The organism is Rhizobium sp. SRI_017, assembly GCF_057586295.1.
The window spans coordinates 1-21,064 of record NZ_JBYCZP010000031.1; the positions used below are offsets into that span (position 1 = coordinate 1).

Annotated in this window: 23 protein-coding genes and 1 pseudogene; 18 read left to right on the top strand and 6 right to left on the bottom strand. The window is 60.9% G+C overall.

The window, feature by feature from the left end:
- Window positions 1-338 precede the first annotated feature (338 nt).
- The 3 genes from AC2YI2_RS33585 (at window position 339) to glyA (ending at window position 3,734) form a co-directional block, all read left to right on the top strand.
- Entirely contained in the window at window positions 339-1,169 is an 831-nt protein-coding gene (locus AC2YI2_RS33585; RefSeq protein ID WP_487390878.1) for a calcium-binding protein, read from the top strand.
- A 278-nt stretch (window positions 1,170-1,447) separates the two neighbouring features.
- Window positions 1,448-2,275 carry a calcium-binding protein gene (locus tag AC2YI2_RS33590; protein ID WP_487390879.1) on the top strand — a complete coding sequence of 276 codons (828 nt, stop codon included), beginning with the start codon at window positions 1,448-1,450 and terminating at the stop codon, window positions 2,273-2,275.
- A gap of 169 nt (window positions 2,276-2,444) precedes the next feature.
- Window positions 2,445-3,734 (top strand): serine hydroxymethyltransferase, encoded by a 1,290-nt coding sequence (gene glyA, locus AC2YI2_RS33595; protein ID WP_487390880.1) that lies wholly within the window; start codon window positions 2,445-2,447, stop codon window positions 3,732-3,734.
- A gap of 78 nt (window positions 3,735-3,812) precedes the next feature.
- Here the strand turns inward: glyA and AC2YI2_RS33600 are convergent, their stop codons facing one another.
- On the bottom strand, window positions 3,813-5,057 hold the full coding sequence (locus AC2YI2_RS33600; RefSeq protein ID WP_487390881.1) for a glycosyltransferase: 1,245 nt from the start codon (window positions 5,055-5,057) through the stop codon (window positions 3,813-3,815).
- 179 nt (window positions 5,058-5,236) lie between these two features.
- Between AC2YI2_RS33600 and nrdR the strand changes: the two genes are divergently transcribed.
- The 4 genes from nrdR to AC2YI2_RS33620 all read left to right on the top strand — a co-directional run bounded on the left by nrdR (window position 5,237) and on the right by AC2YI2_RS33620 (window position 8,237).
- Window positions 5,237-5,716 carry a transcriptional regulator NrdR gene (nrdR, locus tag AC2YI2_RS33605; RefSeq protein WP_487390882.1) on the top strand — a complete coding sequence of 160 codons (480 nt, stop codon included), beginning with the start codon at window positions 5,237-5,239 and terminating at the stop codon, window positions 5,714-5,716.
- Between the two features lie 4 nt (window positions 5,717-5,720).
- Window positions 5,721-6,806: a bifunctional diaminohydroxyphosphoribosylaminopyrimidine deaminase/5-amino-6-(5-phosphoribosylamino)uracil reductase RibD gene (gene ribD, locus AC2YI2_RS33610; protein WP_487390883.1), complete on the top strand. Its 1,086-nt coding sequence runs from the start codon at window positions 5,721-5,723 to the stop codon at window positions 6,804-6,806.
- 3 nt (window positions 6,807-6,809) lie between these two features.
- Window positions 6,810-7,415, top strand: a complete 606-nt coding sequence (locus tag AC2YI2_RS33615) for a riboflavin synthase (RefSeq protein WP_487390884.1) — start codon at window positions 6,810-6,812, stop codon at window positions 7,413-7,415.
- Window positions 7,416-7,478: 63 nt separating this feature from the next.
- Window positions 7,479-8,237 (top strand): Stf0 family sulfotransferase, encoded by a 759-nt coding sequence (locus AC2YI2_RS33620; protein ID WP_487390885.1) that lies wholly within the window; start codon window positions 7,479-7,481, stop codon window positions 8,235-8,237.
- A gap of 57 nt (window positions 8,238-8,294) precedes the next feature.
- Here AC2YI2_RS33620 and AC2YI2_RS33625 read toward each other — a convergent pair whose 3' ends face one another.
- Both AC2YI2_RS33625 and AC2YI2_RS33630 read right to left on the bottom strand, forming a co-directional pair.
- Window positions 8,295-8,768 (bottom strand): hypothetical protein, encoded by a 474-nt coding sequence (locus tag AC2YI2_RS33625; RefSeq protein ID WP_487390886.1) that lies wholly within the window; start codon window positions 8,766-8,768, stop codon window positions 8,295-8,297.
- A 259-nt stretch (window positions 8,769-9,027) separates the two neighbouring features.
- The gene (locus AC2YI2_RS33630; RefSeq protein ID WP_487390887.1) at window positions 9,028-9,267 is read right to left on the bottom strand and encodes a hypothetical protein; all 240 of its coding nucleotides are present in this window, start codon (window positions 9,265-9,267) and stop codon (window positions 9,028-9,030) included.
- A gap of 197 nt (window positions 9,268-9,464) precedes the next feature.
- On the opposite strand from AC2YI2_RS33630, the gene ribH reads away from it, so the two are divergent.
- The 4 genes from ribH (at window position 9,465) to AC2YI2_RS33650 (ending at window position 13,975) form a co-directional block, all read left to right on the top strand.
- Window positions 9,465-9,923, top strand: coding sequence for a 6,7-dimethyl-8-ribityllumazine synthase (ribH, locus tag AC2YI2_RS33635; protein WP_487390888.1), 459 nt, complete (start codon window positions 9,465-9,467; stop codon window positions 9,921-9,923).
- A gap of 1 nt (window position 9,924) precedes the next feature.
- Window positions 9,925-10,404: a transcription antitermination factor NusB gene (gene nusB, locus AC2YI2_RS33640; protein ID WP_487390889.1), complete on the top strand. Its 480-nt coding sequence runs from the start codon at window positions 9,925-9,927 to the stop codon at window positions 10,402-10,404.
- Window positions 10,405-10,421: 17 nt separating this feature from the next.
- Window positions 10,422-11,642, top strand: a complete 1,221-nt coding sequence (locus tag AC2YI2_RS33645) for an MFS transporter (protein ID WP_487390890.1) — start codon at window positions 10,422-10,424, stop codon at window positions 11,640-11,642.
- A 194-nt stretch (window positions 11,643-11,836) separates the two neighbouring features.
- A complete protein-coding gene (locus AC2YI2_RS33650; RefSeq protein ID WP_487390891.1) occupies window positions 11,837-13,975 on the top strand; it encodes a sodium-translocating pyrophosphatase in 2,139 nt (712 codons plus the stop codon).
- Between the two features lie 103 nt (window positions 13,976-14,078).
- Here the strand turns inward: AC2YI2_RS33650 and AC2YI2_RS33655 are convergent, their stop codons facing one another.
- Window positions 14,079-14,549, bottom strand: a complete 471-nt coding sequence (locus AC2YI2_RS33655; protein WP_487390907.1) for an outer membrane protein assembly factor BamE — start codon at window positions 14,547-14,549, stop codon at window positions 14,079-14,081.
- A gap of 226 nt (window positions 14,550-14,775) precedes the next feature.
- On the opposite strand from AC2YI2_RS33655, the gene AC2YI2_RS33660 reads away from it, so the two are divergent.
- From AC2YI2_RS33660 to AC2YI2_RS33685, 6 genes are all read left to right on the top strand, one after another.
- Window positions 14,776-15,324, top strand: a complete 549-nt coding sequence (locus AC2YI2_RS33660; RefSeq protein WP_487390892.1) for a ubiquinol-cytochrome C chaperone family protein — start codon at window positions 14,776-14,778, stop codon at window positions 15,322-15,324.
- Window positions 15,321-15,869, top strand: a complete 549-nt coding sequence (locus AC2YI2_RS33665) for a YceD family protein (protein ID WP_487390893.1) — start codon at window positions 15,321-15,323, stop codon at window positions 15,867-15,869. The genes AC2YI2_RS33660 and AC2YI2_RS33665 overlap by 4 nt, the downstream gene beginning before the upstream one ends.
- A gap of 47 nt (window positions 15,870-15,916) precedes the next feature.
- Complete coding sequence (plsX, locus tag AC2YI2_RS33670) at window positions 15,917-16,981, top strand: phosphate acyltransferase PlsX (protein WP_487390894.1); 1,065 nt, start codon at window positions 15,917-15,919, stop codon at window positions 16,979-16,981.
- 7 nt (window positions 16,982-16,988) lie between these two features.
- Window positions 16,989-17,960: a beta-ketoacyl-ACP synthase III gene (locus AC2YI2_RS33675; protein WP_487390895.1), complete on the top strand. Its 972-nt coding sequence runs from the start codon at window positions 16,989-16,991 to the stop codon at window positions 17,958-17,960.
- Between the two features lie 104 nt (window positions 17,961-18,064).
- A complete protein-coding gene (locus AC2YI2_RS33680) occupies window positions 18,065-18,394 on the top strand; it encodes an integration host factor subunit alpha (protein ID WP_487390896.1) in 330 nt (109 codons plus the stop codon).
- Window positions 18,395-18,397: 3 nt separating this feature from the next.
- Window positions 18,398-18,949, top strand: coding sequence for a MerR family transcriptional regulator (locus tag AC2YI2_RS33685; protein ID WP_487390897.1), 552 nt, complete (start codon window positions 18,398-18,400; stop codon window positions 18,947-18,949).
- Window positions 18,950-18,961: 12 nt separating this feature from the next.
- Here AC2YI2_RS33685 and AC2YI2_RS33690 read toward each other — a convergent pair whose 3' ends face one another.
- Entirely contained in the window at window positions 18,962-19,543 is a 582-nt protein-coding gene (locus AC2YI2_RS33690; RefSeq protein ID WP_487390898.1) for a GNAT family N-acetyltransferase, read from the bottom strand.
- Window positions 19,544-19,687: 144 nt separating this feature from the next.
- Here AC2YI2_RS33690 and AC2YI2_RS33695 point away from each other — a divergent pair, with 144 nt between their 5' ends.
- Window positions 19,688-20,038 carry a DUF982 domain-containing protein gene (locus tag AC2YI2_RS33695; protein ID WP_487390899.1) on the top strand — a complete coding sequence of 117 codons (351 nt, stop codon included), beginning with the start codon at window positions 19,688-19,690 and terminating at the stop codon, window positions 20,036-20,038.
- Window positions 20,039-20,083: 45 nt separating this feature from the next.
- On the opposite strand, the pseudogene AC2YI2_RS33700 reads toward AC2YI2_RS33695, so the two are convergent.
- Window positions 20,084-20,698, bottom strand: a pseudogene (locus AC2YI2_RS33700) (class I tRNA ligase family protein).
- Window positions 20,699-21,064 lie beyond the last annotated feature (366 nt).

The following is a 21,064-nucleotide window of genomic DNA, read 5'->3' on the forward strand; positions in this document are numbered from 1 at the left end:
AGTCGTTCGAATTGCCCGGCTGACCCGGATCAACGCATCGGGAACCGACCTCAGAAGGGCCTGGATGCCGAACGGACGCGGACTGGGCGCAACGTCGCCGACATTGGGTTGACGCACAAGCAGGTCCCGGCAGCCGAAGGGGTTGGAATGTCGAAGCGACCGCAAATCAGTACGATCCGTGTGGCCGATATTCAGAAGTCTACCGCGAGTGCCATTGTTGGTCTCTGTTCCCGTGGGAACAATACGAACGACCGAATTGCCCCAACCTTTGTCCATGAACCGCGGCAGTAGGCTCCCACATCAGGCTGCCGCTCCTCCCACGACAAAGGAACGAAACAATGGCTTACATAGGCACTAGCAGCAACGACGTCGCCTCCGGCGGCAATCTTGCAGACAGCATGTTCGGCTTCGGCGGAGACGATCGACTGTTCGGCAATGGCGGCAATGACTATCTGAACGGCGGCCTCGGCAACGACTATCTTAATGGTGGCACAGGCAACGACACGCTTGAGGGCGGCGACGGCAACGACATCATGGATGGCGGCCTTGGCGCTGATAGGTTCATCGGCGGCGCGGGCTACGACGTCGCCGACTATTCTACCTCGACATCGGCGGTGACAGTCTTTCTCGCCAGCAACCAGGTCGGTGGCGGCGCGGTTGGCGACACTTTCTCGAGCGTGGAAATTGTGTACGGCAGCGCCTATAATGATCGGCTGCAGAACAGTGGCGGCGGCACGGCCTATGGCGGCTCCGGCAATGACACCCTCTTTGGCAGCGGCGCCATCAACTCGGCCAACGAAGGCGGACGAATCCGCGGCGACAACGGGTTCGACACGCTCAGAATGGATTACGGCGCGACCACCGCAATGATCCAGAATGGTCTGGGCTACGATGTGATCGACCGCTTCGTTGAAAACCAGGACAATTTCTTCTTCGACCTGTCGAACTTTGGCCTTGGTGGAAGCTTCGACTCCTGGGAGCTTACCAATTCCAACTCGGTCACCGCGGTCGGTTCCAATGCGCAGCTCATCTATGATGGCGATGACAGCCGACTTTATCTTGACTCCAACGGCACTGCTTCGGGTGGCCTGACCCTCATCGCCGATCTGGTCAACTCCACCGTCGTCAATGGCACTCTGGATCTGGCTGACTTTGAAACTCAGCTATGAATGTTTCACAATGACGTCGAGGCCGGCACCGGGAGGTGCCGGCCTTTTGCGTTCATGAAGGAAGATATTTCGGACTGGAATCGGAGACCCCGGAAGGAGTGCGGCTGAAGAGATATTTACAGAAATTTCAGTGGAGGCGGGGTCGGGCGTAACATTCGCGATCATAGCGTTCAGTCACACGGGGAACAGCACCAGGATCGAAACTGCAACATCTTCCGGCCGATCAAAGTGCGGCACACACCCTCCCAGCCGCCAAAACAAATCGAAGGAATGAAATCGTGGTAGTAAAGACTGGTAACGGTAAGAATAACGAACTGATCGGAACGGACAATGACGACACCCTGCTCGGTAAGGGTGGTTTGGACGACCTGCGTGGCTTCGGTGGCAATGACTTGCTGAACGGCGGCAAGGGTAACGACTCCCTTGACGGCGGTGAAGGCGACGACACCCTGATCGGCGGCAATGGCAATGACACCATGATCGGTGGCGAAGGCGCCGACGAATTCCGCGGCGGCAAGGGTATCGACACCGTCGACTATTCCACCTCGACCGAGAAGGTCAACGTGCAGATGAGCGCCGCCGTCGCGGCCGATGGCGCGACTGGCGATGAGTTCAGCGGCGTCGAAAACCTGACGGGCAGCGCCTATGGCGACATCCTGCAGGGCACCGTCGGCGGTTTCACCCGTGGCGGCGAAGGCAATGATGAGATCATCGGCGGTGGCGATTTCATGAGCCACGACGATGGCGGCCGTATCCAGGGCGACGACGGTCTCGACACGCTGCGCATGGGCTACGGTGACACCGAGGTCGTGCTGAAGAACGATAGCGGCTACGACACGATATACAATTTCGAGGAAGGTGCCGATATGTTCGTTATCTCGCTCTCGGATTTCGGTCTTGGCGATACGTTCGATCTCAATGAGCTCCGGAACTCAGACACCGCAACAGCGCAAGGCACGCATGCCCAATTCATCTTCGAAGGTGACGACGGCAAGCTGTGGTTCGATGCCAACGGCAGCGAAGACGGAGGCCGGGTCTATGTCGCGCAGTTCGAGAATTCCGACATCCAGACGATGGAACTCAACGACTTCGTTCTCGAACTCTGACAGGCCATACGTACGACCCGCCGGCGTGCCGAAACCGCGCGCCGGCGGGTTTGTTTTTGCGCCACGGCGCAAGTGTCACATCGCCCGGCGCAATCCGTCTTGCCCCGGCGTCGCTCTCCCGCTAAGAGCCAGAGCGTCAGAGGTCACCACCCCGGAGCGAGAGCCAGACATGAGCGCCAGAGACGCCTTTTTCACCCGTACGCTTGCCGACACCGATGCCGACATTTTCGGCGCGATCTCCAAGGAGCTCGGTCGTCAGCGTCACGAGATCGAGCTGATCGCCTCGGAAAACATCGTCTCCCGCGCCGTGCTCGAGGCGCAGGGTTCGATCATGACCAACAAATATGCCGAGGGTTATCCGGGCAAGCGCTACTATGGCGGCTGCCAGTACGTCGACATCGCCGAGCAACTCGCGATCGACCGTGCCAAGCAGCTGTTCGGCGTCAACTTCGCCAATGTCCAGCCGAATTCCGGTTCGCAGATGAACCAGGCCGTGTTCCTGGCGCTGCTCCAGCCCGGCGATACGTTCATGGGCCTCGACCTCAATTCGGGCGGTCACCTGACCCACGGCTCGCCGGTCAATATGTCCGGCAAGTGGTTCAACGTCATCTCCTACGGCGTACGCGAGGAAGACCATCTCCTCGATATGGAAGACGTCCGCAAGAAGGCCGAGCAGCACAAGCCGAAGCTGATCATCGCCGGCGGTACCGCCTATTCCCGCATCTGGGACTGGAAGGCCTTCCGCGATATCGCCGACTCCGTCGGGGCCTATCTCATGGTCGACATGGCCCACATCGCCGGCCTCGTCGCGGGTGGCCAGCATCCGTCACCGTTCCCGCATTGTCATGTCGCGACCACCACGACGCACAAATCGCTGCGCGGCCCGCGTGGCGGCATGATCCTCACCAATGACGAGGATCTGGCGAAGAAGTTCAATTCGGCTGTGTTCCCCGGCCTCCAGGGCGGCCCGCTGATGCATGTCATCGCCGCCAAGGCGGTCGCCTTCGGCGAAGCGCTGCAGCCCGAGTTCAAAGACTACGCGGCCCAGGTCGTCAAGAACGCCAAGGCGCTTGCCGAGTCGCTCAAGAAGAACGGCCTTGACGTCGTCTCCGGCGGCACCGACAACCACCTGATGCTGGTCGACCTGCGCAAGAAGAACGCCACCGGCAAGCGCGCCGAAACCGCGCTCGGCCGCGCTTTCATCACCTGCAACAAGAACGGGATCCCCTTCGACCCGGAAAAGCCCTTCGTCACCTCGGGCGTCCGCCTCGGCACCCCGGCCGGCACGACACGCGGCTTCAAGGAAGCCGAGTTCACCGAGATCGGCGAACTGATCGTCGAGGTGCTCGACGGGTTGCGCGAGGCCAATTCCGATGAAGGCAATGCTGCAGTGGAAGCGAATGTGCGCGGCAAGGTCATGTCGCTGACTGACCGCTTCCCGATGTACGGCTATATGTGAGCTTTATTCACCTGATCTAAGATTGCGCGGCTCCGGAAACGGGGCCGCGCATTTGTTTTGAATGTGTTCCCAGCGCTCTTACGAAGCGACCAGCGCGGGACCGGCGTGCCGACCGGCGCGCTCATTGACGATGCGGCCCAGCACATCGACAATCTCGTACACCGCGCGATTCTCCGGAATATTGGCGGCAATATTCGCCTTGTAGCGATCAAGATCGCGCAACATGCGCTCGCCGGCGGTGGCGACATCCTTGCGGAAGCTCCTGACCACGATGCCGACGCCGTTGTCGCGCACCCATTCGACATTGGCGCGCTCTTGCGGCAGCGTGCTCGCATTGCGCTCGATGATGACGGGGCAGCCCATATGTACGGCTTCGCTCAGGCTTCCGGGGCCGGGCTTGCCGATGAAGAAATCGGCGATCCGCATATAGTCGGCGACATTATTGACGAAGCCGACGGCGTGGCAGCCGCGCCGGCCCTTGAGGCTTTCCAGAAGGTTCTTATTGTTACCGCACATGACGATCGTCTGGATGTCGAGCCGCGCTTTTTCGAACTGGCCGAGAATGGTGTGCGTGGCACGGAACGAGCCATTGCCGCCGAACATGATGAGGGCGGTCGGCTTACCCTCGGTCAGGCCGAGGCTGGTGAGAGTCGGGCCATCCGCGCCGGGCGGCTGGTAAAAGGACTCTTTCAGGATCATGCCCGACACCTGAAAGATCTTGTTCTCGGCATAGTAGCCCGTTGCGCGCGCCTGCTTGGCGGCCTTCGGCGTGCCGCAGATGATGAACTGGTCCTGGTCTTCCATCCAGAAATGCGGCGGGTAATCGAACATGTCGGTGATGACGGTCGCATAGGGAATGTCGGCGGCAAAGGCGCGGAGCGCGCAGAACATTACGCGATTGAAATTCGGGATGACCGACAGTACGAGATCGGGCCGCGCGGTTCTCGGGTCGCGCCAGCGATCGACGAGGATCTCCTCGATCTCCTGCGCATAGCGGCGGACGAAACCCTGGAGAATCGGCAGGATCGCGCCGAGCCCGCGCGTCGTGCCGCGCTTCAGCGCCGTGTTGTAGATATCCTGTGCCTGCCAGGTCGCCATCTGGATATTCGGCGCGACGGGAACCAGCAGCCGCTTCAGCGAGCCGGTCAGCCGCCGGGTCAGCCGGTTGATGGGGTCGATCGGTTCGAGAAGCTGCTGCAGATCGACGGGAACGACATTCCAGTTGGGATGTTGGGTGGCGATCAGCCGGGAGAGAGCATGCATGGCATTGCGATGGCCGCCGCCAGCATCGAAGTAGATAATCTCGATCGTTTTCGCGGCCAAGGACAAGCTCCAGAGTCGGTCGCCGTTTCGGCTGGCATACTTCCCAAAGGCGGGCGCAAGTCAAGCACCCTCACATGCCGCATAGGGTCACATCACCGTTCCAGCGCTTGCGCCCCTTGTAGCGAGAGGCTCCGGAGGCTAAAGGCTTTGGGCTACTGCAAATCGTTTCCAAGGTTCCCATGCGCTGCCCGTTCTGCAATTCCGAAGATACGCAGGTCAAGGATTCCCGTCCCGCCGAGGACGGCGCGGCGATCCGGCGCCGGCGCATCTGCCCGGATTGCGGCGGCCGGTTCACGACATTCGAGCGCGTGCAGCTCCGCGAGCTGACCGTGCTCAAGAAATCCGGCCGCAAGGTGCCTTTCAACCGCGAGAAGCTGGTGCGCAGCTTCGACATCGCGCTGCGCAAGCGGCCCGTCGATCACGACCGCATCGACCGTGCGGTTTCCGGCATCATCCGTCGGCTGGAAAGCTCGGGCGAGACGGAAATCAGCTCCGAGGAAATCGGAACGCAGGTGCTGGAGGCGTTGAAGACGCTCGATGATGTCGCCTTCGTTCGCTATGCCTCGGTCTATCGCGACTTCACCCATATCGAGGATTTCTCCCAGGCGATCCGGCAGATCTCTGCAAAGATCGCGCGCGATCCGGGCGGCGAGCGCTGAGCTCATGACTGACCGGCGGCATGATGACGAGCGTTTCATGGCGACCGCCATACGCCTGTCGCGCTGGCATCTCGGTGCCACGGGCGACAACCCTTCCGTCGGCTGCCTCATCATCAAGGACGGCGTGATCATCGGCCGCGGCGTTACCGCACGGAACGGGCGGCCGCATGCCGAGACGCAGGCATTGGCCGAGGCCGGAGAGGCTGCGCGTGGCGCCACAGCCTACATCACTCTCGAGCCCTGCTCGCATCACGGCAGGACGCCGCCCTGTGCCGAGGCGCTCATTGCCTATGGCGTCGGCCGTGTTGTCGTTGCGGCGACGGATCCAGACCCGCGAGTTTCGGGCAGGGGACTGCGCATGCTGGCCGATGCCGGCATCGCGGTTACATCCGGCGTGCTCGAAGCCGAAGCTGAGATGGCACTTGAAGCCTATATGAATCGGCAGCGCAGGAAACAGCCGCAAGTGACTCTGAAGCTTGCGGTTTCCGCAGACGGCATGATCGGCCGGCGCGGCGAGGGGCAGGTGGCGATCACCGGGCGCGGGGCGCGCGCGCAGTCGCACATCCTGCGCGCCGAGAGTGATGCGATCCTGGTCGGCGTCGGCACGGTGCTGGCCGACGATCCGGAACTCACCTGCCGGCTGCCGGGCCTTGAAAACCGTTCGCCGGTGCGCATCGTGCTCGACCGGCGTTTGGAAACACCACTGTCCTCCAAACTCGTTCGCGGCATCGCCGAGGGTCACCCGTTGCTGATCGCCGCTCCGCCCACTGCCGATCCCGAGCGCCGTGCAGCAGTCGAGGCGGCCGGCGCCGAGATGCTTGATCTCGATGGCCCGGATTACCAGATACTTCTCGAAGCGCTGGCTGCGCGTGGCGTTTCCTCTCTCGTGGTCGAGGGTGGACGACGCGCGGCGACGGCGTTTCTCGCGCAGGGGCTTGTCGACCGGATTATGCTCTTCACCTCCGACGTCGTGGTTGGAGAAGGGGGCATCGTTTCGCCATTGGCATCAGGCGCGATCCCGTCAGGATTTAGGCTTCGGTCGAGCGTCCGCTTCGGCGCCGACCAGCTACTCGAATATATAAAGGCTTGAGACATGTTCACTGGCATCGTCACCGACATCGGCACCGTCGAGAAGATCATCCCGCTCAATGAGGGCGTCCGGCTTCGTGTCGCGACCAATGACGATCCGGCGAGCATCGCCATCGGTGCTTCCATCTCCCATGCCGGCGTCTGCCTGACGGTGACCGCGTTGCCGCAGCAGGGTTCGAACGAGCGCTGGCATGAAGTCGAGGCCTGGGAAGAGGCGCTCCGCCTCACCACGATCGGCGGCTGGCAGGAAGGGGCGCGCGTCAACCTCGAGCGCTCGCTGAAGATCGGCGATGAACTCGGCGGCCATATCGTTTCAGGGCACGTCGATGGCATGGCGGAGATCGTCAAGGTCGAGGAAGAGGGTGACGCTGTGCGCTACACGCTGCGCGCGCCGGCAGGACACGCCAAGTTCGTGGCGCAAAAGGGTTCGGTAGCGCTGGACGGCACCTCGCTGACCGTCAACAAGGTCGATGGCGACCTGTTCGACGTATTGCTGATCCGCCATACGCTCGAGGTCACGACTTGGGGCGACCGCAAGGCGGGCGACTTCGTGAATTTCGAGGCCGATACGATGGCGCGCTATGCGGCGCGGCTCATGGAATTCGACTAGGTTTTTCGAAGATCGGCCGGGCCGCGTCCCGTCGCAAAGATCTCGTGCCCCAGGAGTGCGGTGATGTCATTTCAGTCCTACATCATCTGTGGCACGCCGAGGAGCGGCAGCACCTTGCTGTGCGGTATGCTCGCAAACGCCCGCTGCGGCCGTCCAGATTCCTATTTCGGCCGACCGTGGCTCCTTGATTTCGCCCGTGATCTCGGTGTTTCCAATGATGGCGATGTCGACGGGCTGGATTTCAATCGACGCTACCTCGACGCGGTATTGACCGACGGAAGAAGGGGTGGATCCAATATATTCGGCCTCAGGCTCATGTTCGACACGGTCGAAGATCTCTCGGCGCGCCTCGATCCGCTGTTTCCGGGGCTCGACAATGCCCCGCAGCGTCTTGAGCGCGCATTCGGTCGGCCGCTCTACATCTATCTCTCTCGTGAGGACAAGGTGGCTCAGGCTGTGTCCCTCTACAAAGCGTCGCGCACCGGCCTGTGGCATCGCGCCGCCGACGGCTCGGAGATGGAGCGCACAGCGCCCCATCAGGATGCCGACTATGACGCCGACAAGATCGGAGCCACAGTCGCCGAGCTCTCGGCGCAGGATCGCGGCTGGCATGAGTGGTTTGCCGCGCACGCGATCGCACCGCTACAACTCAAATATGAGGACCTTTCCCGAGATCCACGATCGAACCTGCGGAAGGTCTTGACCGCGCTTGGCCGGGATGCATCGCTCGCCGACCACAGTACGCCGGCGACGGCCAGGCTAGCCGACGAAGAGAGTGCGCGCTGGGTGGCGCGGTTCCGCGAGGAAAGCGCAGGGCAATAGCCTGGGGCAGTTCTGCGCGCGGTTGATCGCCGCGCGCCTCTCTCAATTAACTGAAGATCACTGCACGTAGAAGGTCATCGATCCGTTGCCACCAGGTTCGGCGCCGACCACGTTGCGGATCTCGACATTGCGGGCTTCAAGCCGTGCGACAAGAGGATGGTTGCTCTCGATCGCCCGTTGAAGGCCCGCGAGATAGCCGGGCTCGTTCTTGCGCAGCATGAAGCTGCTCGATTGGCTGTCGCACGCCGTGGCGGCCAGCCCCACCACGTTGAAGCGGCCGGCGGGCAGGTGGCGAATTTGCCGGTCGATCGCAGCCGCGTCAGAGGCTATTCCGGCGATGTGCCAGGTGCGATAGCCGCCGCTACCGGTCGCAGGGCCGGAAATAGTGTCGGTCGCTTCCGTGTCGGGATGCTCTTTGAAATAACCCTCGTGGCCGAGGGAGCGGGCCAGCACCGGCCCGCTGAGAACGGTGCCGGCGATGGTGATGGCTGCGAGCCCTATTGCGATGCTCGAAGTGACGAAGCGGTTCATGGCAACTCTCCTTTCGTGAGTTCAAAGGCCATTACTTGCGGCGAGGATCATTCATCCGGTCCACCGTCGCGCTTACATCAATGATCTGGGAAGCGGTCGCCCACGCTTCAATGTCCGTAAGAGTCTGAAATAAATTAATAATTTGTAATATTGCTTGCCGCGGGTTTGCCCAAATTCAAATGCGGCAGGTGGACACATCCGGCCACGAAAAAGCGCGGCTGCCGATGGCAACCGCGCCCGAAACAAATACCGTTGAAGCTTACTGGTCGATTTGGCCGTCGAGATTCAGATCGTCGAGCGTACCGTTGTCCCAGGGATTGCTCTGGTTACGCGGAATGGTGCTGGAAGTCGAATTGCCGATCGCAGCGCGCTGGCTGGTGATCGTCGGCTCGTCCAGCACATTGATGCCGAGCGGATCGCCGGTTGTCGCTTGCGCGAATGCGTTGCCCGCAACGAGCGCTCCCGCAAATGCAAGGAGGAGAGGAAGTGAGCGGTTCATGGGATACTCCGGCAGGCGACTGTTGATCTCGATTCACACTAGGGCAATCATATTGATTTGGAAAGCGCACGCCGTGGCGCACCGTTCATTATTGTTGAGGTGTGGCATTTGGAGAATTGACTTGCCAATGCCGCCGGTCCGTGGTTTGACGCGCTCAAATAGCAGCAAAGCTGCCCGAATTTCCCCCGAGGATTGATATGTCGAAGAAAAAACATGCACCGCATATTCTGATCGTTGAAGCGCGGTTCTATGACGACATGGCCGACGCTTTGCTTGAAGGCGCGACCGAAGCGCTCAAGGCGGCCGATGCGACCTTCGATGTGGTGACCGTCCCCGGCGCGCTCGAAATTCCCGCTGCGATCGCCATGGCGCTCGACGGTGCGGACAATGGCGGCACCAAATATGACGGCTTCGTAGCGCTCGGCATGGTCATCCGCGGTGAGACATATCACTTCGACATCGTCTCCAACGAGTCCTCGCGGGCGCTGATGGACCTTGCCGTCAGCGAGTCCCTTGCCATCGGCAACGGCATTCTGACCGTCGAGAACGATGCGCAGGGCTGGCGTCGCGCCAAGCTCAAGGAACTCGACAAGGGCGGCTTTGCCGCCAAGGCAGCGCTCACCATGATCGCGCTCAAGAAGAAGTTCGGCGCATAAGATGAGCGACGAAACGACATCTGACGAGGTCAAGCGCGCCAATCAGCGTGGCGCAGCGCGCCTTGCTGCCGTGCAGGCGCTCTACCAGATGGACCTGTCGGGCACCGGCGTCCTGGAAATCGTCTCGGAATACGAGAACTTCCGCCTGGGTCAGGAGATCGACGGCGAACAGTATCTCAAGGCCGACGCTTCCTGGTTCCGCTCGATCGTCGCCGGCGTCGTCAAGGACCAGCGCTTGCTTGATCCGGTCATCGCGGATTCGCTCGTAGAAGGCTGGCCGCTCTCGCGGCTCGACGCGACGCTTCGCGCGATCCTTCGCGCCGGCGTGTTCGAGCTGCGCGAGCGCAAGGATGTGCCGGCGCCCGTCATCATCACTGAATATGTCGAGATCGCTAACGCCTTCTTCAATGAAGAAGAGCCGAAGCTCGTCAATGCGGTCCTCGACTCGGTGGCCCGCAAGATCCGCGGCTCCAGCAAGTAGGGCAGGGCAGGTTCAGCATGGCAGTCGCAGCGGATTCGGATGTCGGGATCGATCTCGCTTCGGCCAAGCGCAATGTTGCCCTGCTGACCATCGCCCAGGCCATTCTCGGCAGCGCGCCACCAATCGCTTTCGCCGCGGGTGGCCTCGCCGCCTATCAGATGCTCGGAGACGACAAGAGCCTCGCGACCGCGCCGCTCACGGGCTTCAATGTCGGCACGGCGCTTGGCGCGGTCGGCGTTGCCATCGCAGCGCGGTTTCTGGGACGCAAGCTGGGCTTTATCGTCGGATCCTCAATCATGGCGATGAGCGGACTGGTCGTGACCATCGCGCTCTTTCAGCAAAACTTCTGGCTGATGATATCAGGCTTCCTGGTCTGCGGCTTCTCGGCCGGTTTCACCCAGAAGATCAGGTTCGCGGCGGCCGACGCGTCGCCGTCGTCCTACAAGGCGACTGCGATTTCCTGGATTCTCGCGGGCGGCATCATCTCGGCGATCGTCGGTCCGCAACTCGCCATCTATACGGAAAAGCTGTTCCCGACCGTGCTCTATGCCGGCGCATTCCTGATGTTCCTGCCGCTCGGGCTCGCCGCTGCCGCAGTCATGCTCTTCATGAATTTGCCAGGACTGACGGATCACGCGGCCACGGGTGTCGAGCCGGCGCGGCCGCTGTCCCAGATTGTCGTCACACAGCGTTTCATGACGGGCATGTTCTGCGGCATCTCAACATATTGCCTGATGACATTCATGATGACAGGCGCGCCGCTTGCCATGGTCTATGAATGCGGCTTCTCCAGCGATCTCTCTTATCTTGGCATCCAGTTCCACGTGCTTGGTATGTTCGGCCCCAGCTTCTTCACGGGCAGACTGATCAACCGTTTCGGCGCCGAGAAGGTGGTCGCAGTGGGCCTCGGCATCCTGATGGTTTGTGCGGCAGTGGCGCATGCCGGCATCGAACTCTGGAACTTCTGGGGTTCGCTCATCCTGCTCGGTATCGGCTGGAACTTCGGCTTCATCGGCTCGACGGCGATCGTGGCGGCAAGCTATCGGCCGAGCGAGGCCGACAAGGTCCAGGGCTTCAACGACATCATCCTGTTTTCCTGCGTGGCGCTGTCTTCCTTCGCGTCGGGTGCGGTGTTCAGCGCCTTCGGCTGGGCGGCAATGATTCTCCCTGTTTGGCCGCTTGCCATCACCGGAATGGTGCTCCTGTTCTTCCTCTCGCGCCGAGGAAAGACGGCCTGAGCCGTCGATCTAAACATTTTAAAAGAAACAACTGAATTCCGCGGCCCCGATTGAATTAATGGGGTTCCGGAGACTTGACGCGGCATTTTGCAGCAAGCAATCTCGCGCCGGTTCCGCGTGCCTGCGGGGGAGTATGTGGGCGGCGGCGATATTCGAGGCGGGATTCGTTCTGCCGATTTTGGAGGAATGATGGAATGAGCATTATGTTCGCCGTCATAGTCTGCGGCCTTCTATCCGTAGCCTATGCGATCTGGGCGACCCAGTCGGTCTTGGCGGCCGACCAAGGCAATGCCCGAATGCAGGAAATTGCAGGATATATTCGAGAGGGCGCCCAAGCCTACCTGACGCGTCAGTATCGCACCATCGGCATCGTCGGTGTCGTCGTATTCATTCTCGCTTTGGCTCTCCTGTCGGTGGAAGCCGGCATTGGCTTCCTCATCGGCGCTATTCTCTCCGGTGCTGCAGGTTTCATCGGCATGCATGTCTCGGTTCGCGCCAATGTGCGCACCGCACAGGCCTCGTCCAAGAGCCTCGCGGCTGGCCTCGACATCGCCTTCAAGTCCGGCGCCATCACCGGCATGCTGGTCGCTGGCCTCGCACTCCTCGGCGTTGCAGTCTATTACTGGATCCTTACCGATGTCATTGGCCATGAGCGTGGTAGCCGCGATGTGATCGATGCGCTGGTGTCGCTCGGCTTCGGTGCTTCACTCATTTCCATCTTCGCTCGTCTCGGCGGCGGCATCTTTACCAAGGGTGCCGACGTAGGCGGCGACCTCGTCGGCAAGGTCGAAGCCGGTATCCCGGAAGACGATCCACGCAACCCCGCGACGATCGCCGACAATGTCGGTGACAATGTCGGCGATTGCGCCGGCATGGCCGCCGACCTGTTCGAAACCTACGCAGTGACCGTGGTGGCCACGATGGTTCTGGCGGCGATCTTCTTCGCCGGCACACCGTCGCTGGAAAGCGCCATGATCTATCCGCTCGCGATCTGCGGCGGCTCGATCATCACCTCGATCATCGGCACGTTCTTCGTCAAGCTCGGCTCCGACAACAACATCATGAACGCCCTCTACAAGGGCCTGATCGTGACAGGCCTGCTGTCGATCATTGCGCTCGCCGGTGCGACGCATCTGACCGTGGGCTGGGGAACTTTCGGCAAGGAAGGCGGCGAGATGGTCAACGGGGCCAATCTCTTCTTCTGCGGCCTGATCGGCCTCGTGGTCACGGCACTCATCGTCGTGATCACCGAATACTATACCGGCACCAACAAGCGGCCGGTCAATTCGATCGCCCAGGCTTCCGTAACAGGACACGGCACGAACGTCATCCAGGGTCTTGCGGTTTCGCTTGAGTCAACCGCGCTTCCCGCGATCGTCATCGTCGCTGGCATCATCGCCACCTACCAGCTCGGCGGCCTCTTCGGCACCGGCATCGCGGTCACCTCCATGCTCGGCATTGCCGGCATGATCGTGGCATTGGATGCTTTTGGACCTGTCACCGACAATGCCGGCGGCATTGCCGAAATGAGCCATCTCGACCCCGAAGTCCGCAAGGTCACCGACGCGCTGGACGCCGTCGGCAATACGACCAAAGCGGTCACCAAGGGCTATGCGATCGGCTCTGCCGGTCTCGGTGCGCTGGTGCTCTTCGCGGCCTACGCGAACGACCTGCGTTACTTCGCGGCGAATGGCGCGCAGTATCCGTATTTCGCCGATGTCGGCACGATCTCCTTCGATCTGTCCAACCCCTATGTCGTGGCCGGCTTGATCTTCGGCGGTCTCATCCCCTACCTCTTCGGCGGTATCGCGATGACGGCCGTTGGACGTGCGGCGGGTTCAATCGTCGAGGAAGTGCGCCGCCAGTTCAAGGAGCGGCCCGGCATCATGGCCGGGACCGAAAAGCCTGACTATGGCCGCGCCGTCGACCTGCTGACCAAGGCGGCGATCAGGGAAATGATCGTTCCGTCCCTGTTGCCGGTGCTGGCGCCGCTGGTCGTGTATTTCGGCGTGCTGCTGATCTCCGGCTCCAAGGCCTCGGCCTTTGCTGCGCTCGGCGCCTCGCTGCTCGGCGTCATCGTCAACGGCCTCTTCGTCGCGATCTCCATGACCTCGGGCGGCGGCGCCTGGGACAATGCGAAAAAGAGCTTCGAGGACGGCTTCGTCGACAAGGACGGCGTCAAGCACCTCAAGGGCTCCGATGCCCATAAGGCCTCGGTAACCGGCGATACCGTCGGCGATCCCTATAAGGATACGGCTGGTCCGGCGGTCAATCCTGCCATCAAGATCACCAATATCGTGGCTCTGCTGCTCCTGGCCGTCCTGGCCGGATAAGCGGATGCTTCGAATGAAGATGGCGCCGGAGCAATCCGGCGCCATTTGTTTTGTGTGATCGTATTTTTGAGACGAGGGCTGACGCGTGTTCCGCGCCAGCGTCTTAGTAGCGTCTGGTACCGAGAACAGTCTGAGCGGCCTGCGTCGGGTTGACGCCACCCTTGAGCAGACGCATCAGGAAGGTGAGTTCGCCGCCGCCGGTCGGCGTGGTCTTCGACAGCATGTCGACGACGCGGCCGTCCGCGAGCTTGTAGTTGGCTAGGCGATCGACTTCGCCGTCCTTGTTGAAATAGACGGCCAGGATGCTTTGCTCTTGCAGCGAAGGCTTCATGAACTTCACGGCGCGGGTGCGCTTCTGGGAAATGTAATAGAACACTTCTGTGTCGAAGGTCGCGGTCGCCGACGGTGTGCCGAGCGACAGCATCACCTGCTCGCGGCTGGAGCCCACCGGCGCGAGGGCCAGCGTCTGTTCGTCGACCACATAGCCGTTCTGGATGACGTCGCCGGTCGTGCAGGAGGAGAGCGAAACCGTCGCGGCAAGAACGGCCGTCACGATGCCGCTCGCCTTCAACATACGGTTATGCCTGACATCAATTCTCAATGCATTCTCCCGAACTGTCCGTCCGGCGGGTGGGAAGCCGCCATTTCCTTGATAATTGCCATCGAAGCGACGCAGTTTTCCCCGAACAAGCCTGCGCCATTGCAATTCGTGCCTGCTTCGGTAAACCAGCTTCCCTTGGGATGCAACAAGCCGAGCCACGATTGCTACGGATTTCAGAGCCTCAAATCAGGGCGAATTGATGATATTTGGACTGTTTCGGAAAAATAAGGTGAACCATGCGCTGATGGTTCGGCAGTATGATGCACTGACGCGCGCGGCCCGCAATCCGGCGTTTTTCGAGAGCATGAATGTGCCCGACACGGTCATGGGCCGCTTCGAAATGCTGTCCATCACCCTGATTCTCTATTTCCGGCGCACGGCGACGGCGGGCGACCAGGTCAAGGCGATCGCCCAGGAGGTCGTCGAGGCCTTCTTCGAGGATCTAGACCATTCGATGCGTGAGTTGGGCATCGGCGACAACGGCGTGCCGAAGCGGATGAAGAAGCTCGCCGGCATGTTCTACGGCCGTCTCGACTCTTACGCCCGGGCGCTCGAAGCCAACGATATGGATGCGCTGGAAGCGGCTCTTCGCCGCAATATTCATCCGGAAAATGCCGATGAAGCGCTTTCTATGCGGATGCTGGCTGACTATATGATGAAGGCGGAGAACGAACTGAAAATCGTTCCCGAATCCGTTCTGGCGAATGGCGAGGCAAGCCTCTATGCCCCGGTGAAGGAGGAAGCATGACGGAGGGCGTACCCTTCAGCTACCGGATCAAGGTCGGCAATGTGTCGCACAATCCGATCGAACTGCGGATCAGGGCCGACGAGCGCGAGCGCAAGGCACTCGCCAAGCTCTGGGACATCCTGGGTGTCGAGGCGCTAACCGCCGAGCTCAGGATCCGGCGCTGGAAGAAGGATGGCGTCAAGGTCATGGGCACTGTTCATGCCGAGGTGACGCAGGCCTGCGTGGTGACGCTCGATCCGGTGCCGGAGGTGATCGACGAGGAGATCGAGGAGATCTTCGTGCCCGAGGGTTCGGCGCTTGCACGCATGCCGGCAAATGACGCGGGTGAAATCGTAGTCGATGCCGATGGGCCGGACCTGCCGGAATTGTTTACCGGCGACGAGATCGATGTGGGCGCCCTCGTCGCGGAAATGGCGGCAATGGCGCTCGACCCCTATCCGCGCAAGCCGGATGTCGAGTTCGGTGGACATATCGAAGGGGACGCGACAGACAACAAGAAGCCGTCGCCTTTCGCCGTGCTCAAGAACCTGAAGCTTGAAAAATAAAATACGCGTGACAGGCCGCTAGCGGCGCAGGGAAGGAAATAACAAGAGTGGTCAAAATCGCGATCGATGCCATGGGCGGTGATCACGGCCCCGAGGTCAGCCTCGAGGGTGCCGAACGGGCACTCGAGCGCCAGCCCGACATCGAATATCTGATCTATGGACAGGAGGCAGCCTGCCGTCCGGTTCTCGACAAGTATCCGAGGCTTCGCGCCAAGTCGGAACTCAGGCATTGCGACGTTGCCATCCGCATGGACGAGAAGCCGAGCCAGGCACTCAGGCGCGGCCGTTACACGTCCTCGATGTGGAAGGCGATCGAGGCGGTGAAGCTGAAGGAAGCCGACGCTGCGGTATCCGCAGGCAATACCGGCGCGCTGATGGCCATGTCGAAATTCTGTCTGCGCACCATGTCCAATGTCGAACGCCCGGCGATCGCCGGCATCTGGCCGACCAAGCGCGGCGAGAGCATCGTGCTGGATATCGGCGCCACGATCGGCGCGGATTCGCAAGCGCTTCTCGACTACGCGATCATGGGTGGCGCCATGGCGCGGGCGCTCTTCGAAGTCAGGCGCCCGACTGTCGGCCTGCTTAATGTCGGTGTCGAGGAAATCAAGGGTCAGGAAGAGGTCAAGGAGGCCGGAAGGCTGCTGCGCGAGGCCAATCTCGACACGATCAACTATTTCGGCTTCGTCGAAGGCGACGACATTGGCAAGGGTACGGTAGACGTGGTGGTGACCGAGGGTTTCACTGGCAATATCGCGCTCAAGGCAGCCGAGGGAACCGCCCGCCAGATCGCCGACTATCTCCGGGAATCGATCATGCGCAGTTGGACCGCCAGGATCGGCTACCTGCTGGCCAAGAGCGCTTTCGACCGCGTCCGCGAGAAGATGGACCCCCGTAAAGTCAATGGCGGTGTCTTTCTCGGATTGAACGGTATTGTCATAAAAAGTCATGGCGGAACGGATGGCGAGGGCTATGCGGCAGCCATCAAGGTCGGCTATGACATGGTCCGCAACGGCCTGTTCGAGAAGATCGAGGCCGACTTAAGAAAATATCATACTCTCATCGTGCCGCCATCGGACGTTGAAGAGGAACCCGCGACAGGAACGATTTGAGTTGAGCATGATCCGATCTGTGGTCCGTGGCGTTGGCTCGGCACTGCCCAAGCGTGTGCTGACGAACCAGGAAATGGAATCCTTGGTCGATACGACCGACGAATGGATCGTGCAGCGGACCGGCATTCGCCAGCGCTACATTGCAGGCGAGGGGGAAACCACGGCATCGCTCGGCGAAGCGGCCGCGCGAGCGGCGCTTGCCGATGCCGGCCTCAAGCCCGATGATATCGACCTCATCATTCTGGCGACCTCGACCCCCGACAACACGTTTCCGGCAAGCGCGGTCAATATCCAGAACCGCCTCGGGATGAAGCACGGCGCCGCCTTCGACATCCAGGCGGTGTGCACCGGTTTCGTCTATGCGATGGCGACTGCCGATCTCTACATCAAGGGCGGCATGGCCAAGCGGGTGCTGGTGATCGGCGCCGAGACCTTCTCCCGCATTCTCGATTGGAACGACCGCACGACTTGCGTGCTGTTCGGCGATGGTGCCGGTGCTGTGGTGCTCGAGGCTCAGGAAGGGCAGGGCACGGCCGGCGACCAGGGCATCCTGACCTCGCATCTGCGGTCGGACGGTTCGCACAAGGACAAACTCTATGTCGATGGCGGCCCGTCGACGACAGGCACCGCAGGCTTCATTCATATGGAAGGCCGCGAGGTCTTCAAGCATGCGGTCGGCATGATCACCGACGTGATTTACGACGCCTTCAACGCCGTCGGCATCAGCGCCGAGGATATCGACTGGCTGGTTCCGCACCAAGCCAATGTCCGCATCATAGAAGGCTCGGCCAAGAAGCTCGGCATCCCCATGGAAAAAGTCGTGGTGACCGTCGACAAGCATGGCAACACGTCGGCGGCATCGATACCGCTGGCGCTTGCCGAGGCGGTGCGCGACGGCCGTATCAAGCGTGGCGATCTCGTCATGCTCGAAGCGATGGGCGGTGGCTTCACCTGGGGCTCGGTGCTGCTGCGCTGGTAACGAATTCAATCTCATAGAGCATGATGATGCCGCTTGACCCCGGCAATCAACACACTTACTCTCGCGCCAAATCCACTTATGTCAGCGATGATAGGCGGGGAATCATGAGCGGCAAGACTGTGACAAGAGCGGATCTGGCAGAGTCAGTTTTCCGCAAGGTTGGCTTATCGCGCACCGAGTCCGCGCAACTGGTGGAAACCGTCATCGACGAGATCTGCAACGCCATTGTCCGCGGCGAGAGCGTCAAGCTTTCCTCCTTCGCCACATTTCAGGTCCGTGCCAAGAATGAGCGCATCGGCCGCAACCCGAAGACCGGCGAGGAAGTGCCGATCTCGCCACGCCGGGTGATGACCTTCAAGGCGTCGAACGTGCTCAAGAATCGCATTCTCAAGAGCCACCTCGCGCGCAAGGCAAAGACCGCCAAGGCGTCCTGATAGATGGAAAAGAGCCCCGACGCCTTCCGCACGATCAGCGAGGTCGCCGATGATCTCGACCTGCCGCAGCATGTGTTGCGCTTCTGGGAGACGCGTTTTCCGCAGATCAAGCCGATGAAGCGCGGCGGCGGCCGGCGCTACTATCGCCCCGAAGATGTCGAACTGCTCAAGGGCATCCGGCACCTGTTGTATGACCACGGCTATACGATCAAGGGCGTGCAGAAACTGCTCAAGACCAATGGCAACAAGTTCGTGGCTGCAGCCGCGAGCGGCGATCTCGCTACCATGGAGGCGCTCGCCGCCCAGAGCGAGGCCGAGCAGGCAGCACCGCAGCATAGCCACGCCGGGCAGAAGAATGTTGTCTTCGAAGACGACCAGATCGTCGGAAGGCCCAAGCCGCCGTCCAATCGCCGTTTCTTCGGCCTTATGGGCAGTGGTGAAGATCAGGATTTTTCGGCGACCGGCAGCATGATCGGCAAGGAAGACCGCGCATTGCTGCAGGAAGCGCTGTTCGACCTGCTCGAATGCAAGCGGCTGCTCGACCAGGTTCGTTAGGCCGCGCCGGACTCACGTCCGGTTGGACGGCTCATCCTGGAGAACCTCCCAATCACTGCGCAACAATTGCGTGACGTGTTCGATCGTTTGTCGCCCGTCTGCCATGCATCGGCTGGCGACCTCGGCGATACGCCGATATCCCAATTTGCGCTGCATGGCCCAGGACGCCTCGTTGCCGTCGAAATAGCCGTTGACCAGCTTGCCTAGGCCCAAGCCGCCAAAGGCGAAGCGGATTTTCGCCTCAAAGGCCTCGCGCCCGAGACCTCGCCCCTGATAGCCGTTGGCGATCCATATCCCGCCGCCGGCGGTCCCGGCATTCCAGTCGATCTTGTTGAGACTGACGCCGCCGATCACCACGCGTTCGGATCTCAGCTCGACTGCGAACTCGTAGGCCGTCGGACGGCTGCCCGCCTTCGAAATGTCCTGGCATTTGCCGACCCAGTCCTTCGCGTGTGACGCCAGGTACGGATGGGGGACGAAGGCCAGCCACTTTGCGATATCGAGATCGTTCAGCCCCAGCACAAGCCGGTCGACATCCCGCTCGTCCCAGGGCCGGAGCATAAGGCGCGACGTTTCGATTTCTGTGCCTGCCATCCGGATCGCTCTGTTTTTCTCGAGACTCTGCGTTTCGCGCGCGGCCCGATTAGAGGACTGGCGTGCATTCCGCAATCCTCGTGCAAGGAATCGGGTTTACGGCTCGTCCTACAGAATGACTCTGTCATGAAAAGGAGTGCCGGCATGAGGGCGGCAGAATGGTCCAAGGTTGTATGGCTCGAAATCGGCGATGTGAACCCCGCACGCCTTAGGGTTTCGAATTCACGGCAGGCTGCTGAATGCCTGCTCGAGCGCTGGCCGCGCAAAAATAACAAGGCCTACAAGCATGCGGTGATGGGCTGTTCCCGAGCGCTCAAGGGCCTGATCTCCGACGAAATCGCCCGCATCTTCCTCGTCGAAGCCGCCAAATCCGCCGGCTACAAGTTCCACATGACGAAGAACGAGCAGTCGATCAGCAAGCTCGAGGCCGAGATCGCCGAAATCACCGCACAGCTGATCTCCGCCGAACGGGGGCAGATCACCGCGGCGCATTGATCTGATACTTCTGGAAAAAATGGTCGGAGTGGCGGGATTCGAACCTTATGCGGGGTCGAACTGTTCAGATTGAGCTGACAGGCGCTTTCTGACGCCAACTCCGTAGGTTTCGCTTTGCGGTGTTAACTCTATGCCTTCCGCGACAAGCGAACTCAAAACTCTCTGAACTGTCTCTGGATCGAGAGACTTCGGCTTGGCCACCTGGATGTTTTCGAGCGGAACTCCATGCTCCGGGCATCGGCCGTCATCGAGTACCGGCGCTTCGTAGAATTGCTCGCACCCGACACAATAGAGGCCCTCGTATGCCTTCCGATAGATGTCTCCATTGGCAGCGCACGCCTGCCACAGTCCATGGACGCACGCGACATGCCTCGGGTCACGGGAGGGGCGCACGAACTCGTCGTTAGAGATATCGAGGAGTTTGCCAGGTGTTCGAACCTGTCAGCGTTCGAATTGACGAATTCTCCCACAGGCAGTCCAGCCGCTTCGGCCGGACCTCACGTTCTTCAGACTATTGTCATCGGTTCCGCACTGGAACCTGACGTCACGTCCCAGAAGATGGTAGTGGCGTGCGTAGGCGTCAGCCTGGACCAGCTGCAGCGCGAATCCGACATGGGGCGCCGCGTTGACGTAGGGAATCGAGGTCGTGATGTAGATGATCCGACTTGCTCATCGGCTTTTCCTTTCGAAGGCAGCTATGCCCGCGAGGCGGAATGACCAATGAAAAGACCGTCTCTAGGGCGGTTATTGAGTGCAGTATGGGTGCACGTTCTCAAACCCGCTGGCCAAGGAAGAGGCGGTCAAACAATGCCAGATCGCCGAGACCAAGTTGGCAGAAGCAGATATCTCGGTTTCCCTCTTGAGAAATAAGGTCACCACCCTAAAAGCCAAGGTCATAAGATTTCAGGAGATACTGAGGGAAAACTGCATATCCCTCCCACGCGAGTGAACATAGCGGCCGCGAGGCCGCGGATACCCGCTCGCAACGACTTCGTGTCCGCTTCCGGTGCTTCGCAGCCGTGGAGA

What these genes read in the sequence shown, in the direction of transcription:
- AC2YI2_RS33680 (WP_487390896.1), top strand. Translation starts at nt 18,065, where the DNA reads ATGAGCGGCAAGACTGTGACAAGAGCGGATCTGGCAGAGTCAGTTTTC.
- AC2YI2_RS33645 (WP_487390890.1), top strand. Translation starts at nt 10,422, where the DNA reads ATGGCAGTCGCAGCGGATTCGGATGTCGGGATCGATCTCGCTTCGGCC.
- AC2YI2_RS33665 (WP_487390893.1), top strand. Translation starts at nt 15,321, where the DNA reads ATGACGGAGGGCGTACCCTTCAGCTACCGGATCAAGGTCGGCAATGTG.
- glyA (WP_487390880.1), top strand. Translation starts at nt 2,445, where the DNA reads ATGAGCGCCAGAGACGCCTTTTTCACCCGTACGCTTGCCGACACCGAT.
- AC2YI2_RS33675 (WP_487390895.1), top strand. Translation starts at nt 16,989, where the DNA reads ATGATCCGATCTGTGGTCCGTGGCGTTGGCTCGGCACTGCCCAAGCGT.
- ribH (WP_487390888.1), top strand. Translation starts at nt 9,465, where the DNA reads ATGTCGAAGAAAAAACATGCACCGCATATTCTGATCGTTGAAGCGCGG.
- AC2YI2_RS33660 (WP_487390892.1), top strand. Translation starts at nt 14,776, where the DNA reads ATGATATTTGGACTGTTTCGGAAAAATAAGGTGAACCATGCGCTGATG.
- ribD (WP_487390883.1), top strand. Translation starts at nt 5,721, where the DNA reads ATGACTGACCGGCGGCATGATGACGAGCGTTTCATGGCGACCGCCATA.
- AC2YI2_RS33655 (WP_487390907.1), bottom strand. Translation starts at nt 14,549, where the DNA reads ATGTTGAAGGCGAGCGGCATCGTGACGGCCGTTCTTGCCGCGACGGTT.
- AC2YI2_RS33625 (WP_487390886.1), bottom strand. Translation starts at nt 8,768, where the DNA reads ATGAACCGCTTCGTCACTTCGAGCATCGCAATAGGGCTCGCAGCCATC.
- nrdR (WP_487390882.1), top strand. Translation starts at nt 5,237, where the DNA reads ATGCGCTGCCCGTTCTGCAATTCCGAAGATACGCAGGTCAAGGATTCC.
- AC2YI2_RS33620 (WP_487390885.1), top strand. Translation starts at nt 7,479, where the DNA reads ATGTCATTTCAGTCCTACATCATCTGTGGCACGCCGAGGAGCGGCAGC.
- AC2YI2_RS33695 (WP_487390899.1), top strand. Translation starts at nt 19,688, where the DNA reads ATGAGGGCGGCAGAATGGTCCAAGGTTGTATGGCTCGAAATCGGCGAT.
- AC2YI2_RS33630 (WP_487390887.1), bottom strand. Translation starts at nt 9,267, where the DNA reads ATGAACCGCTCACTTCCTCTCCTCCTTGCATTTGCGGGAGCGCTCGTT.
- AC2YI2_RS33690 (WP_487390898.1), bottom strand. Translation starts at nt 19,543, where the DNA reads ATGGCAGGCACAGAAATCGAAACGTCGCGCCTTATGCTCCGGCCCTGG.
- nusB (WP_487390889.1), top strand. Translation starts at nt 9,925, where the DNA reads ATGAGCGACGAAACGACATCTGACGAGGTCAAGCGCGCCAATCAGCGT.
- AC2YI2_RS33615 (WP_487390884.1), top strand. Translation starts at nt 6,810, where the DNA reads ATGTTCACTGGCATCGTCACCGACATCGGCACCGTCGAGAAGATCATC.
- AC2YI2_RS33685 (WP_487390897.1), top strand. Translation starts at nt 18,398, where the DNA reads ATGGAAAAGAGCCCCGACGCCTTCCGCACGATCAGCGAGGTCGCCGAT.
- AC2YI2_RS33650 (WP_487390891.1), top strand. Translation starts at nt 11,837, where the DNA reads ATGAGCATTATGTTCGCCGTCATAGTCTGCGGCCTTCTATCCGTAGCC.
- AC2YI2_RS33585 (WP_487390878.1), top strand. Translation starts at nt 339, where the DNA reads ATGGCTTACATAGGCACTAGCAGCAACGACGTCGCCTCCGGCGGCAAT.